Origin of the sequence: Candidatus Bealeia paramacronuclearis (genome assembly GCF_035607555.1) — a bacterium.
GTDB classification, from domain to species: Bacteria; Pseudomonadota; Alphaproteobacteria; order UBA9655; family UBA9655; genus Bealeia; species Bealeia paramacronuclearis.
The window spans coordinates 473987-488134 of sequence record NZ_JAVHWZ010000002.1 but is presented as its reverse complement, the minus strand read 5'-3'; the positions used below and the strand labels follow the sequence as shown (position 1 = coordinate 488134).

At 41.7% G+C, this 14148-nt stretch carries 12 protein-coding genes; 7 read left to right on the top strand and 5 right to left on the bottom strand.

All coding sequences use genetic code 11. The features are described 5' to 3' along the window. Nucleotides 1-86: 86 nt before the first annotated feature. The 3 genes from Bealeia2_RS07365 (at nt 87) to Bealeia2_RS07355 (ending at nt 1404) form a co-directional block, all read left to right on the top strand. Complete coding sequence (locus Bealeia2_RS07365; RefSeq protein ID WP_331256402.1) at nt 87-281, top strand: hypothetical protein; 195 nt, start codon at nt 87-89, stop codon at nt 279-281. Between the two features lie 158 nt (nt 282-439). After that, complete coding sequence (locus Bealeia2_RS07360) at nt 440-883, top strand: disulfide bond formation protein B (protein ID WP_331256401.1); 444 nt, start codon at nt 440-442, stop codon at nt 881-883. Further along, the gene (locus tag Bealeia2_RS07355) at nt 880-1404 is read left to right on the top strand and encodes a demethoxyubiquinone hydroxylase family protein (RefSeq protein ID WP_331256400.1); all 525 of its coding nucleotides are present in this window, start codon (nt 880-882) and stop codon (nt 1402-1404) included. The genes Bealeia2_RS07360 and Bealeia2_RS07355 overlap by 4 nt, the downstream gene beginning before the upstream one ends. 66 nt (nt 1405-1470) lie before the next feature. Here the strand turns inward: Bealeia2_RS07355 and nrdR are convergent, their stop codons facing one another. The 3 genes from nrdR to Bealeia2_RS07340 form a co-directional block, all read right to left on the bottom strand. Further along, nucleotides 1471-1935, bottom strand: coding sequence for a transcriptional regulator NrdR (nrdR, locus tag Bealeia2_RS07350; RefSeq protein ID WP_331256399.1), 465 nt, complete (start codon nt 1933-1935; stop codon nt 1471-1473). 9 nt (nt 1936-1944) lie between these two features. Continuing rightward, nucleotides 1945-3210, bottom strand: a complete 1266-nt coding sequence (gene glyA, locus Bealeia2_RS07345; RefSeq protein WP_331256398.1) for a serine hydroxymethyltransferase — start codon at nt 3208-3210, stop codon at nt 1945-1947. A gap of 275 nt (nt 3211-3485) precedes the next feature. Then, nucleotides 3486-5960: a tetratricopeptide repeat protein gene (locus tag Bealeia2_RS07340; protein WP_331256397.1), complete on the bottom strand. Its 2475-nt coding sequence runs from the start codon at nt 5958-5960 to the stop codon at nt 3486-3488. 296 nt (nt 5961-6256) lie between these two features. Between Bealeia2_RS07340 and Bealeia2_RS07335 the strand changes: the two genes are divergently transcribed. The 4 genes from Bealeia2_RS07335 (at nt 6257) to Bealeia2_RS07320 (ending at nt 11861) form a co-directional block, all read left to right on the top strand. Further along, complete coding sequence (locus Bealeia2_RS07335; RefSeq protein ID WP_331256396.1) at nt 6257-7636, top strand: tetratricopeptide repeat protein; 1380 nt, start codon at nt 6257-6259, stop codon at nt 7634-7636. A 2-nt stretch (nt 7637-7638) separates the two neighbouring features. Beyond that, a complete protein-coding gene (locus Bealeia2_RS07330) occupies nt 7639-8226 on the top strand; it encodes a hypothetical protein (protein WP_331256395.1) in 588 nt (195 codons plus the stop codon). A gap of 152 nt (nt 8227-8378) precedes the next feature. Beyond that, a complete protein-coding gene (locus Bealeia2_RS07325) occupies nt 8379-9791 on the top strand; it encodes an ABC-F family ATP-binding cassette domain-containing protein (RefSeq protein ID WP_331256394.1) in 1413 nt (470 codons plus the stop codon). Between the two features lie 102 nt (nt 9792-9893). Continuing rightward, nucleotides 9894-11861 carry an acetoacetate--CoA ligase gene (locus tag Bealeia2_RS07320; protein ID WP_331256393.1) on the top strand — a complete coding sequence of 656 codons (1968 nt, stop codon included), beginning with the start codon at nt 9894-9896 and terminating at the stop codon, nt 11859-11861. A 3-nt stretch (nt 11862-11864) separates the two neighbouring features. Here Bealeia2_RS07320 and Bealeia2_RS07315 read toward each other — a convergent pair whose 3' ends face one another. Further along, on the bottom strand, nt 11865-13505 hold the full coding sequence (locus Bealeia2_RS07315) for a TIGR02452 family protein (protein ID WP_331256392.1): 1641 nt from the start codon (nt 13503-13505) through the stop codon (nt 11865-11867). A gap of 153 nt (nt 13506-13658) precedes the next feature. After that, entirely contained in the window at nt 13659-14027 is a 369-nt protein-coding gene (locus tag Bealeia2_RS07310; protein ID WP_331256391.1) for a hypothetical protein, read from the bottom strand. Nucleotides 14028-14148: the final 121 nt, after the last annotated feature.

The window sequence follows — 14148 nt, the reverse complement described above, 5'->3', positions numbered from 1 at the left end:
TATCTCTGAGAAGGTATTTTAGGTGCACAGAACATCGTGCCACGGGTCCGATGCCCTGAGACAGAGTACGGATTACGAGCTAAATTATGGAAAAAATCTCTCCACGCATAGACATTGCCTTCAAGAAAATCGAAGCCAAAGGCTTTGAAGAAGGTCTTGAAAAAGGCCGTATGGAAGGTGAGCTTAGAGGGAAACTTGAAACAGCGCGCGCTATGAAAGACAAAAATCTTGATTTAGAATTGATTGCCGCCGTGACAGGACTTTCTCTATGGACACTCTAGATTTCTGAACTCTAGCATGAACACATTAATATTAGACTTTCACCTTCTTGAAAAGATCTATCGTGATTGGAAATAAGATCGTATAATGCATTCAAAAGCATAGGGGATTTACCATGATGCACTTTATTTGCAAATTCTTTGAAACACGATGCGCTCTTGTGTCAATAGTGCTCATTTGTTTTTTTAGTTTAGGTATGGCTTGGATCATGGAGCATGTCTTTGGCATTCAGGCATGCCAATTGTGTTATTATGAGAGGTATGTGTATGGGGCGGTAGGAATTGTAGCCCTTTCGGGGCTGTTTTTAAAAAAACCTCAATTTCTGATAATCACGGGGCTTATCTTTTTCTTTGGAATGGGGTTGTCTTTTTATCATGTAGGTATTCAAAATGGATGGTTTGAATTGCCCAGCTTTTGCCAAACGGCCCAATTTGATTCCAATGCCTCTCTTGAAGATTTGCGCGCTCAACTTTTAGGTACCCCCACCATTACCTGTAACCTTGTGAGTTGGAGTCTTTTTGGAATTTCCCTTGCGGGCTATAATTTTATTGTCTCGTTGGGTTTAAGCCTTTTCAGTTTTCTTGGATTTTGGAAAAGCCGATGACACTTTTGCTTACTCCCAAAGATTTAGAATCCATCATTCGTGTGGATCATGCTGGCGAATATGGTGCTAAACGCATTTATGAAGGGCAATTGCGTGTTTTAAAAAACAAACCTTCAGCCGTCGTTATTGAAGAGATGTATGCGCAAGAACTCGCGCATTTAGAAACCTTCAGCCAAATGATTCCAAAAAATCGTGTACGTCCCACCCTTCTCCAGCCGCTTTGGCATTGGGGCGCTTATGCCATGGGTGCGGGGACAGCTTTTTTAGGCGAAAAAGCCGCCATGGCGTGCACTGCGGCTGTAGAAGAAGTCATCGATGCCCATTACCAAGAGCAAATTAAATTTTTGGGCGAGGATCAGATGGCGCTAAAAAACACCCTTGAGAAATTCCGCGCGGAAGAATGCCAACATCGTGACATTGCCTATGACCACGGCGCCAAAGAAGCTCCCGCGTATCCGCTTCTTTCGGGTGTTATTAAAGGGATGACGCGCTTGGCCATTGCCCTTTCCAAACGACTTTAAAATTTTTTCAAAGCAAAAAAATTCGATAAATTGGCTGACGAATTTTTGGGGAACCTATACCCTCACTCAATTCTCCACGAAGCTTTTTTCAATGCGTTCGATGAATTGTTCGAAGTCTTTGGTTTCGTGAAAGTCTTTATAGATTGAAGCAAATCGCACATAGGCCACGGAATCCAGTTGTGCTAAGGCCTCCATTACCTGCTCGCCGATGGCTGCTGAGCTAATTTCGCTCTCCCCTGAGGATTCGAATTGGCGGACAAGGCCTGTAATGACGCGCTCAATGCGATCGTCCTCTACAGGCCTTTTATGAAGAGCCAGACGAATGGATCGGAATAGTTTTTCCCGATCAAACGTCTCCGTTCGCCCATCCTTTTTCCGAACAATCAATTCGCGCAAATGAACGCGCTCTGTCGTTGTAAAACGTGAGAGACATTCGGGGCATTGACGTCGCCGCCTTATGACGGTTCCCTCATCGCTTGCCCTCGTGTCTTTAACGGTCGTATCCGCATTGTTACAAAAAGGACAGCGCATGTACCCTACTTAATAAATGGGGAAGCGTGTGCACAATTGCCGCGTTCTTTCCCGAATTTGACTTTCAACCACAGGATCTCCATCGGGAGAATTGGAAAGGCTTTGCAGAATATCGGCAATCCAATTGGCAATATCTTTAAATTCGGCTTCCTTAAATCCACGGGTCGTTCCTGCAGGGCTTCCCAAACGAATGCCCGACGTTTTTGAAGGGGGCAATGGATCGAAAGGAATGCCGTTTTTGTTGCAGGTTAAACCTGCGCGCTCAAGACTTGCTTCCGCATCTGCCCCTGAAATCTCCCCTAAGGATCTGAGATCGACCAAAAGAAGATGCGTGTCCGTGCCACCGGTAATAATATTAAGGCCGCGGCTTTCGAGCGTCTCTGACATCATTTTGGCATTCTTAACAACCTGATGTGCGTAATGAGCAAATGCGGGTCTGAGGGATTCTCCAAAAGCGACCGCTTTGGCTGCAATAATATGCTCCAAAGGACCCCCTTGAAGACCTGGAAAAATCGCGCTGTTGATTTTTTTTGCCACATCCTCATGATTGCTCAAGATAATACCGCCACGAGGACCGCGCAAAGTTTTATGCGTTGTACTTGTGACCACATGGGCGTGGGGGAGGGGAGATGGATGTACCCCACCGGCTACAAGGCCTGAGAAATGGGCCATGTCGACCATGAGGATTGCATTCACTTCATCGGCAATTTCGCGGAATTTCGCAAAGTCGATGATGCGGGGATAGGCGGACCCTCCGGCAATAATAAGTTTGGGTTTTTCCTGATGCGCAACGGATCTGACTTCCTCATAATCAATGAGATATGTTTTGGGATCCACAGCATACGAAACCGGATTAAACCATTTGCCAGACATATTGACTTTTGAACCATGGGTCAAATGACCACCTGCATTTAAGGACATGCCCAAATAGGTGTCGCCCGGATTCAGAAATGCCAAAAAAACGGCTTGATTTGCCTGAGACCCTGAGTGAGGCTGGACATTGGCAAAACGGCATCCAAAAAGCTCGCAAAGGCGGTCTATGGCCAATTGTTCGATTTTGTCCACCATCTCACAACCGCCGTAATAGCGTTTCTCGGGATAGCCTTCTGCATACTTGTTGGTGAGAATGGATCCTTGCGCCTCAAGAACAGCCTTGGAAACTATGTTTTCTGAGGCAATAAGTTCGATTTGATCTTGTTGGCGATGTAACTCATTTTGAATGAGTTGGAAAATGTGAGAATCTGAGTTTTGAAGTGATTCTTGAAAGGGGTGCATTGTGAAGTTGAAGTCCTCCAGTTTGGGATTCAGGAAGGTATCTTAGAAGGAAAATTTCAAGAGTGCAATCCTTTGATTTGCATTGAGGTCTCTATGAATAGAGTGTTATCAATCCTATTCTTGAAGCCTTTTTTGTATTCAGCAAGGGAGATGGGTTTTACGACCGCGCGATTTTGTGGCGCGCTCAGCCCATCCCTCTTGCCTCAAACCTGTCTCACATCTGTCTGAACTCGGACAATCCAAGTTTAAGAAAGGCTTAGCCTACCGTATTTGTATTATTTTCCTCTCAGATTTTGTTTTTTATTGTTGTTATAATTTAAAAACATAGAAGCTTCTTTAATGCCATCGCTGGCTTTATTGTAAAGAGAAGAATTCACTCCTACAAGTTTTTGTGCATCTTTATAATAAGTTATGGCCTCTTCATTTTTTTTCATTGACCTTGACGCATTCCCGAGACCAATGAGAGCTTGAGCGCGAAGATTGACATCTCCATTCTTCCCCAGAATTTTGAGAGCCTCTTGGTGCCAGTCTGTATTAGATGTATGATTTTTATCGGTGAATCGCGCATTCCCGAGGCCAATGAGAACTTGAGCACGAAGATTGACATCTCCCTCCTCCCCAAGGATTGTGAGAGCCTCTTGGTACCAGTCAAAGTCATGTTTATGATCATTATCGGTGAATCGCGCATTCCCGAGACCCATGAGAGCTTGAGCACGAAGATTGACATCTCCCTCCTCCCCAAGGATTTTGAGAGCCTCTTGGTACCAGTCTGTATTAGATGTATGATCATTATCGGTGAATCGCGCATTCCCAAGACCAATGAGGGCTTGAGCGCGAAGGGTTTTATCTCCGTTATCTCCAAGAATTGTGAGAGCCTCTTGGTACCAGTCAAAGTCATGTTTATGATCATTGGTGAATCGCGCATTCCCAAGACCAATGAGAGCTTGAGCACGAAGATTGACATCTCCCTCCTCCCCAAGGATTTTGAGAGCCTCTTGGTACCAGTCTGTATTAGATGTATGATCATTATCGGTGAATCGCGCATTCCCAAGACCAATGAGGGCTTGAGCGCGAAGGGTTTTATCTCCGTTATCTCCAAGAATTGTGAGAGCCTCTTGGTACCAGTCTGCTTGTTTATGATCTTTATCTGTGAATCGTTTATTCCCAAGACCCATGAGAGCTTGAGCACGAAGATTGACATCTCCCTCCTTCCCCAGAATTTTGAGAGCCTCTAGATACCAGTCAAAGTCATGTTTATGAGCAGTATCGGTGAATCGCGCATTCCCGAGACCCATGAGGGCTTGAGCACGAAGGGTTTTATCTCCGTTATCTCCAAGAATTGTGAGAGCCTCTTGGTGCCAGTCTGCTTGTTTATGACCTTTATCTGTGAATCGTTTATTCCCAAGACCAATGAGAGCTTGAGCACGAAGATTGACATCTCCCTCCTGCCCAAGGATTTTGAGAGCCTCTAGATACCAGTCAAAGTCATGTTTATGATCATTATCGGTGAATCGCGCATTCCCGAGGCCAATGAGAGCTTTAATTCTATCCTTTTTCGTAATATTATCATGATTAAGTGCGCGACTTAGAAGATCTGCGCCTTTCTTTTTTTCACCAAAAATGCGATGGGCATTCCCTCCCCAAAGGAGTATTTTTGGAAAATTTCCCTTCACCGCTAAAGCTGATTTTAGATGTTGCATAACATCTGCTCTTTCATCGTGCCGACTCGCTATTTTAGCTAGTCCTAAATAAGAAAAAGCTTTTTTTTCATCCGGTATGTTTTGGCTATTAGCAAGTGTTTTAAGGATTTCTTCAGCTAACCCCCACCAATTTTGTTGATTATGGCGTAATGAGGTTGCAAGCTGATAAAAAACATCTACATCAGTAGGCTTCATTTTAGAGAGCTTTTGTCTAAGCTCCCCTACTGTGCGAATGTTATGCTCTTTAAGAAAAGAAGGAATTTTATCGAACTTAACCCCATCAAAATTCGGAAGAATTTCCTTTTCGTTTATAAAATTTCCACTTTCAGAGATATAATTTTCTAAATGTTCGTGTTTTTTATTAGGATTTTTTTTCGATTGATTTGAAGAAGATCCTAATAAAGACTGCGGTTCTACCTCATTTTTTTCCGCTTTTGAATTTAAAGGTTTGCCCCAATCTCCTTTGGGTGAGAAAGAGATTGATGAAGGAGGCGAAGGAAGAGCATTCACTTTTTTCTCTTTTACGTGTTTCTTTGAGGGAGATTTTTTTATTTCTGACGATTCAAAAAGCGTCTTCCCCTTTTCTATAGACTGAGGTTTATTATCTTTAGGAGTGAAAGGATTTGCGTTCTTATTTAAATATTTTTTTTGAGAGGGTTTATTTTGATTTGCTGAAAGAAGAAAGGATCCACCTAAATGTTGAAGAGCTTGGTTTAAGAAGTTTCCATTACTTGGAACATATAGATATGCATTGCTATTTTCATCTCCATATCCACCATAGCCATACCCATGATAGCCAGAGTTCATATCTTGAGGATAATACTCATAGAAAGCATAAGGATTATAAGGATTTTCATATTCAGCGTATGAACCTCCATAGTATTCCCTGTTATTTTGAGGGGAAGGGTTGCTGAGTGGATATTTAACTTTGTCGTCTTTCCGGGGAGCAAAATGCTTTTTTTCCTCTTCGTCCATTGCATTTGCAGAGTTTCCAAGAAGCAAAACAAGAATGATTAAAGAAGAAGATAAAAAATATGATTTCTTAAACACAACAATCTCACAAAAAAATAAATATATTAATAAATATATACGTATGATTTTTTTAAATTCAATATGATTTAAGAAAAAAATCCAAAATGTTTTTAATTATTTGAAATTATTCATATCTTTTTTTATTCATCATTAACAAAAAGAGGTTGCGGAAGGTTTTATGGGCTTTGCTAGACGAAGGGGTGTGATGTTTTCTGTTTTTCATGAGGTGGCTCTCCGCTCCCCCTTGCGTAATCTTATCAAAAAGATATATAAAATTTTAATAAATAATGAGATAAAAATGACAGGGACTAAAATTGAAAAAGATTCAGAAAAACAAACTATGTTTTCGTGCTCAAACTTTCAATGTGCCGCTTGTGTTTTTGCTTTCGGCCTTTGTGGCCAGTTGTACCCATGATGGGATTGTGAGTACTCCCCGCAGTGAGAAAATTTCTCTAATTGATTTTGATCGTATTATTCCTCCAAACATCAATGCGAAAGAAAAAGAAAAAATTATAGAGGGAGTTGAGACGCTTAAAAAACAGGATTATGCCAAGGCTTCTCAGCTTTTTAATGCTATTCTTAATGATGACCCCACTAATTCTTTTGTGCATACCTTAAATGCATTGACTTATCAAATGATGGGAAAAAATGGTGATTATGGTTCTTATGATTTGGCGGAAGCCGGATATCTTCAGGCCAAAAAATTCGATTCCAACAACATGTTTGCCTCCCTTCAATTGGGGCGCGTTAAGGCAGAAAAGAAAAATTATGTGGGAGCACAAGACGAATTTGCAGAAGTCCTCCTATTTGACCCCAAAAATCAAGAAGCACTTTATGAATTAGCGTCTGTGTCTTATCTTATGGGGGACGTTAAAACAGCTAGCATGAGTGTGGATCAGCTCTTAAAAGAAAATAATAAAAGCCCAAAATATTTGCGGGCGGCGGCCATGATTTATGCCGCACAAGGCCATAAGGATCAGGCTAAAATTTTCTTAGGTGATTATAAAAAATTCGAAAAAAGTCAAAAAGATACAGCCTACCTTGAGCGCCGTGTTGATGATTGGGTTCGTGCTCATGAGACTGAGGGCGTTAAGCTGGTTAAGTCCTCGGAAGATTCAACGGCAGCAGTTCAAGGATTTATGGATATGCCGTCTGAACCAGGGCGAAGCCCTACTGAAAATATTATTTTTCCCACAAGGCATCCTAGACCTGTTAATCCAGAGCCTAAAGAGCCTATGGTTGTCATTGATGGGGTTGTGATGCGCGTGATTGAAGAGGCGCAGACCTCTAAGGGAAATAATATTCTCAATAATTTTACGCTCACTATTGCTCCTTATACAAAATATGCCGCAAGCCATGCGGGAAGCGCCATTACCGGGGCGAGTATTTTTCCTTTGAATAATAGCACTGCATCCTCTAACAACAGTTCCATACCTGGGTCTGTGAACAGCGCTGTACAAAACATTAATAATAATGTGTTGTTGGTCACTCGCGGGATTAGCTTTGGAACGCTAAGTTACGCTTTAAATATTGCCAATGCGACAAGGCAGCATATTGAAATTATTGGCCGCCCCACTTTAACAACTTATGTTGGAAAGCCCTCTGCATTTTTTAATGGTGCTGAACTTGACATTGCCCTGACCAGTTCTTTTGGGGGGGGTCCATTCAAAAAACACCTACGGGTAGCACATTAGAGGTGACACCCTTAAAACTAGAGGGTGATTATGTCACCCTCGAAATTCGATTGGACGATAGTTTTCTTGAGGATACGGAGGTACATATTGCCGCACGTGCAGCGTCAAATACGCCCTTGGTTTTTAGTGTGAACGTCAGTAACGTAAGTACCACTATTAAAGCCAGATTAGGAGAAACCATTATGTTAGGCGGCACGGTTCAAAGAACAGAAGTGGCCAGTACGGATCGTGTGCCTGGAATAGGAAGCATTCCTCTCATTCAATATCTTTTTTCTAATGAAACCTCACTTTCTGAACACCAGTCCGTTATGTACCTAATTACGCCAAGGGCTCGTCAAGACGTTCGGGATGCCGCAAAAAACTATCTTGCTAATAGGCAAGGTGATGAAGAAAGGCCAACACTTGCTGAATTGGAAAGGCGTCATCCCGACTGGACAAAACCTGAGAAAAATGTTGTACCCATTTTAAAAGCATTAACACCGCTTTATTATGACTATCGTGCAGGAGATATTTCTCCTTTGAATTGGGGAACTCCTGAAGATTTTTTGGGTGAACAATTAAATGTTCTTTCTAGATTCTTGTGGTATTAATTTCACTTGGGAAACTTGCAAAAGCTGTAATTTATGATTATTTACAAAAAGAACGCATAAGGAGCCATGGTGCTATGAAAATGATTTCTCGATAAAGCCCTATTGAAGGGCACACTTCCCTTGTTTTTGCCCCTCTTATCGAGAGTTGTTTTATGTCGTACACACCTATTTTATTCAAAAGCCTTGGACTGGCATTTTCAAAAAAAATCTGTTTTGAGAATTTTAACGCGACCCTTTATGAGGGAGATCGCATAGCCATTATTGGTCGTAATGGTGCGGGAAAATCAACTTTGCTTAAGATGATTTTGGGGGAAATTTTGCCTTCTTTAGGCGAGATTCGAATGTCAGAATATCTTCGTATCGGATATGTTCCCCAAATTGTTGAAGATCATTCCAATCTCAGTGGCGGACAGCGATTTCACAAAGCCTTCACAGACGCTTTGGCGCAAGGTCCTCAGATCCTGCTTTTGGATGAGCCCACCAATCATTTAGATTCGAAAAATCGAAAGTCTTTAATGCGTATGCTGAGCTATTTTCCAGGGACCCTTATTATTGTCTCTCATGATGTGGAGTTGCTTAATGGATGTGTGAACCAGCTTTGGCACATAGATCAAGAACGCATTCATATTTTTAAAGGTCATTACGAGGACTACCTTTTAGAATTGGGCCACAAACGTGCGCATCTGGAAGAAGAACTCGTGCGGTTGAATCGATTGAAACGCGAGGCTCATCTTTCGCTGATGAAGGAACAAAACAGGGGGAAGACCAGTCGTCTTCAGGGCGAAAAACATATTACGCAACGGAAATGGCCAACCGTTGTTTCCAACGCTAAGGCCAATCGTGCCGCAGAAACTGTGGGTGCCAAAACGGCAGCCATTCGTGAAAAGAAAGCACATGTTTCTGAAAGTTTGCAAAACTTACGCCTTCCTGAAATTTTAAAACCAAAGTTTTCGATTAAATCCCAAACTGGGAGCTCTAAAGTCATTCTCTCTATCCAAGAGGGAGGTGTGGGATATGAAGAGGATGTTTTAAAAAACCTCAATCTTTCTCTGAATTCTCAAGATCGCCTTGCGATTTTAGGGGCTAATGGGTCGGGCAAGACGACTCTCATTAAGGCCATTTTAAATGACACCCACGTCCAAAAATCAGGGGAATGGCTTGTGCCCAAAGTTGCTGATATTGGTTATTTAGATCAGCACTATGGAACGCTTATTCCTCACAAAACGGTTTTGGAGATTATCCAAGCCAGACGCCCCGATTGGAGTCATGCGGAGGCTCGAAATCATTTGAATGACTTTTTATTTCGTAAAAATGAGGAAGTGAATGCCACCGTTGAAACGCTTTCTGGTGGGGAAAAAGCACGACTCAGTTTGGCGCAAATTGCAGCCCAAACCCCGCGACTTTTGATTTTGGATGAGCTGACCAACAACTTGGATGTAGAAACGCGAGACCATGTTATTCAAGTTTTGAAGGCGTATCCTGGGGCGCTTATGATTATATCCCATGATGAGGATTTCTTGTCTCAAATTGGGATTCTTACGTATTACGATCTTGATGAGATCTAAAAATGCTATGCCATGAAAATGGAAAATTTTTGCCTTCTGGTTGAAGCTCGTTTGATTTTTCCCTATAGTTTGGGCAAAGAAACAAAATCATAAGGTTGAGACATGGGAGATCAAGAGAGCCAAGTCCTTTGGACGCCGGGGAAAGAGGCAATATCCTCTTCAAATATGAAAAAATTTACGGATTGCGTATCTGAAAAGTATGGGGTTTCTCTGCGTGACTATGCGGCTCTTCACAAGTGGACAGTGAATCATTTAGATGAATTTTGGTCCACCTTTTGGGATTTTTCCGGACTCATTTTCTCTCAAGAAAGCTCGCGAATTCGCGAAATTTTTCCTGAGATGCAGAAGTGTCATTTCTTCCCCGAGGCACGCCTCAATTATGCCGAAAATCTCCTCAAATTTCGAGGTGATGAAGACGCTGTTGTGTTTTGGGGAGAGGATAAAGTCAAAAGCAAACTTTCCCGAAATGAGCTTTTTGAAACGGTTGCAAAAGTTTCAGCTTTTTTGAAAGATCAAGGGATTAAACCGGGAGATCGCGTCGCAGGTTTTGTGCCCAACACGCCTGAGGCTTTAATTGCCATGCTTGCGACTGCATCACTGGGGGGAGTTTGGTCCTCCTGCTCTCCTGATTTCGGAGTAAGTGCTGTTTTGGATCGATTTGGTCAAATTGAACCCAAATTTTTATTCGTGGCCGATGGCTATTTTTACAACGGAAAGTCGTTTGATTGTCTGGAGAAATTGCCGGAAATTACTGCAGGATTGCCGTCGCTTAAAAAGACAATTGTTTTTAATTATGCAGGATCCTCTCAAACTATCAGCACTCTCAAAAATACAATTTTGTGGGACTCCATTTTAAAAGATTATTACACCATAAAAGAAATTAACTTCGTCCAATTGCCTTTCAATCATCCTTTATTTATTTTGTATTCCTCAGGTACCACAGGTGTTCCCAAATGCATTGTTCATGGGATGGGAGGCACACTCATTCAACACATGAAAGAGCATCAACTCCATTCTGATATTAAACCTGGTGATCGGGTGTTTTATTTCACAACATGTGGGTGGATGATGTGGAATTGGCAAGTTTCGGCATTGGCGTCAGGGGCGACACTTTTGCTTTATGATGGATCTCCCTTTGCGCCCGCGGGACATATTTTGTGGGATTACGCGGAGGCCGAAAAAGCCACCCTTTTTGGCACTTCCGCCAAATATGTGGATGCTCTTCATAAAGCAGGCCTTGCGCCTCTGAAAACGCATAAATTGGGCGCGCTTCGTATGATTGCATCAACAGGATCTCCTTTGCTTCCAGAATCTTTTGATTATGTGTATACGTCCATTAAAAAGGATGTATGTTTGGCTTCCATCTCAGGGGGGTCGGACATCGTTTCCTGTTTTGTTTTAGGTAACCCTACAGGACCCGTAATTCGTGGCGAAATCCAAACCGCAGGGCTGGGGATGGACGTCGATATTTTTGATGAGAGTGGAAATTCCCTTCTGGGGCAAAAGGGAGAGCTTGTCTGCAAATCGCCTTTTCCATCTATGCCGCTGGGATTTTGGGGAGATGCGAGAGACGTCAAATATAAGGCCGCCTATTTTGAAAGATTTCCAGGCGTTTGGTGTCATGGTGATTTTGTGAAAAAAACGCAAAGCGGTGGATTTATTATTTACGGACGCTCCGATGCAATTTTAAATCCCGGGGGTGTGCGCATTGGCACAGCTGAAATTTACAGGCAAGTCGAGAAAATTGATGAGGTTTTGGAAAGTCTTGTTGTGGGGCAAGAGTGGGATGGCGATGTCCGCGTTGTGTTGTTCGTGAAATTAAGGGAAGGGGTTGAATTTTCTCCAGATCTTGCGCAAAAAATTAAGAAATACATTCGGGAGAATACAACACCGCGCCACGTTCCCTCAGTTATCCTTCAGGTTCCCGACATCCCCCGTACCAAAAGCGGGAAGATCGTAGAACTCGCCGTCCGTGATATTATTCACGGACGGGACGTTAAAAACCAAGGGGCTCTCGCCAATCCCGAGGCTCTTGATTATTTCAAGAACCGCCGGGAATTGTGCGCGTGAGAGTTATTTCTTGTTTTGGAGGTTAATTTGAGTTGCAGCAATTTCGAGAAATCCCTCAATTGTTTTTGCCCATAGCTTAACCTCTTGATCTGTCGTAAGAGAGGGGGCGTTGTAATCTTCTTCAAGAGCTTGCCAGTGAGATCTCTCTGCATCCTCTATCTTCTTAGAAAACCCAGGCAGAATACTTTCAATTTTATCTTTATAGGATATCCAATTGCTTCTATTAAGTTGGATTTCCTCAAACTTTACCTCTTGGTTTAAGGGATTAAAAGTGGGTTGATAATTGTTCGGATTGTAATTTTGGTAATTATTTTGATTGGAAAGTTTTTGAACTTTTCCATTAAATGCATTTTGAAAGGCCAGCAAGTTTTTATCGTGAGGATTTTCCTTAGCATAAATGGCAAAATCAATTCGCTGGAAGCAATTTTTGTATTCCTCAAGAACGACTTCAAACGCCTGAACCATCTCTGGGGTTGGGTTTTTAAATGCTCCACATCCAAAAGCACTGAGAACCAGAGAATCATGACCGTTCTCTAAAGCCATATCAAAAAAAGATCGGATTTTTTGCCGCGTGCTTTCCCAGTAGATTTTATCGTCTTTAATTTCGGGATAATACTTTTCATCAACAAGGCTATTAGGTTTGTCAATCAGACGATCTTTGTGACGATAAGCGGCAATAGCCCCAAAGTCTAGCGTCTGTGGTTTTGAAACAAATGCATATCCCCCGTTTGCATCTGTACGAAAAACTTGAACTCCGGGGATGTAAATTCCGCCCTCTTTCGGGATAAAGTTGTGTGAGGCGCCCAGATCCTGACAGCGTTCTTTCGCTGCAAAGACATATGTGCCAAGATCAGAGCGGTAAATACATTGTTCTTCCTGTACATTGCCATGCCCAGTATGGGCAGCACCACCAGGGCTGACGGCATTGGCCATGTCGATAACAAGCGGATTAAGTCCAATATCCTTGAGGAAAAATGCATGATTAATGGTGTCTGCATCGAGGACAGTCATTTCTGTGATATATATACGACGAGTATCGAGAGATTGAGCTGAAAATTTTGGTTTGTAATTATCGTCTTTGTGACCATAAACCTTCATGTTGTTAAGACTTGGCTTTTCAATTTTAATAAAATTATTATCTAAAGTATAACCGCCTTCTTGAGATATTTTTTTATTTTGATCAAATAGATTTTTTCTCTCCTCATCTTTTACGGAGGGAAACATTTGATTTGAGCTAAACGACGTCATGATCGTAGAAAGGTCGGATTCTGGATATTTCCTTCCAAATCCATATGTTTTCATAATGTTTTGAACTTCTAATATGTTTTTTTGAAAAAACACTCTAACGCCTTCAATGGCTTTTTGTTGTCCATGCCCTTTTATTTGAAAGTTACTTCCCATCTGTTCGATGAGTTGACTGGCACGTAAATGTTTTCCAAGTAAAATAGCTTGATTTTTTTGTGTTGGGGCTTCTTTCAAACAAGTAGGAAGTGTGTCTTTGTTTATGCCCTTATACAGTGTCATCCACCTGCTAACGTTTTTCTCATCCATCTCATCTTCAAAGACAGCCTGGCTTGCGTAAGGTGATAAAATAGAAGTTGCTAGTAAAATAGCAGCCGATCTTAAAAACAATTTTGACATCATAAAAGCTCCAAACAATAAAAAATAAAAACAAACTGTTTTCTTCCTATGTAAATAGGTAGGGGATCGTTTTAATAATTGCAATATTTTTATTAAAAATATATCATAAATTTTTTTTTATGTTTTCTTTTCATTGTCTTATATTGCGAAAATAAGTCATCCACCCCATTGTGGGTTATGTTCCAAAAGAAGATAAAATGTCAAATCAGGAAAGAAGCTGAGTTTTTCTGGAGTTGTGCCGACATAAACCTCATAGGCAGCAAAGGGTATTTTCCCATCATAAGATTGGAGCTCGCTATAAAACTTGTGAACTTCATAGTGAAAACCTGGAGTGCTTGCGGGGATGATTGAGGGAATATGTTTATGAAAGCGGAACTCCCAATTGCGGCCATCCTTCGATTGAAATTTTTTGGTGTGTGAGGCTTCAACAAACTCAAACCCATTAATGTCAGGAACGATGGGATGAGAGAAGAGGTTTGAAGCATTACTCAAAATGACACCACAGAAAAATATGAAATTTTTCATAAACAGTCCTTTTAAAATTTTATAAGATCTAGACTTTCATTCTTTGCAAGTTTTGGACGTGTGTCAATATTGTGTGTTCATACCATCAGAGCTATATCATGAAAAATTCAAGGTAGCATAT

Bases quoted from the DNA above. Each gene is read 5' to 3' on its own strand.
- Bealeia2_RS07365 (WP_331256402.1), top strand. From the start codon at position 87: ATGGAAAAAATCTCTCCACGCATAGACATTGCCTTCAAGAAAATCGAA.
- Bealeia2_RS07355 (WP_331256400.1), top strand. From the start codon at position 880: ATGACACTTTTGCTTACTCCCAAAGATTTAGAATCCATCATTCGTGTG.
- nrdR (WP_331256399.1), bottom strand. From the start codon at position 1,935: ATGCGCTGTCCTTTTTGTAACAATGCGGATACGACCGTTAAAGACACG.
- glyA (WP_331256398.1), bottom strand. From the start codon at position 3,210: ATGCACCCCTTTCAAGAATCACTTCAAAACTCAGATTCTCACATTTTC.
- Bealeia2_RS07325 (WP_331256394.1), top strand. From the start codon at position 8,379: ATGTCGTACACACCTATTTTATTCAAAAGCCTTGGACTGGCATTTTCA.
- Bealeia2_RS07320 (WP_331256393.1), top strand. From the start codon at position 9,894: ATGGGAGATCAAGAGAGCCAAGTCCTTTGGACGCCGGGGAAAGAGGCA.
- Bealeia2_RS07315 (WP_331256392.1), bottom strand. From the start codon at position 13,505: ATGATGTCAAAATTGTTTTTAAGATCGGCTGCTATTTTACTAGCAACT.
- Bealeia2_RS07310 (WP_331256391.1), bottom strand. From the start codon at position 14,027: ATGAAAAATTTCATATTTTTCTGTGGTGTCATTTTGAGTAATGCTTCA.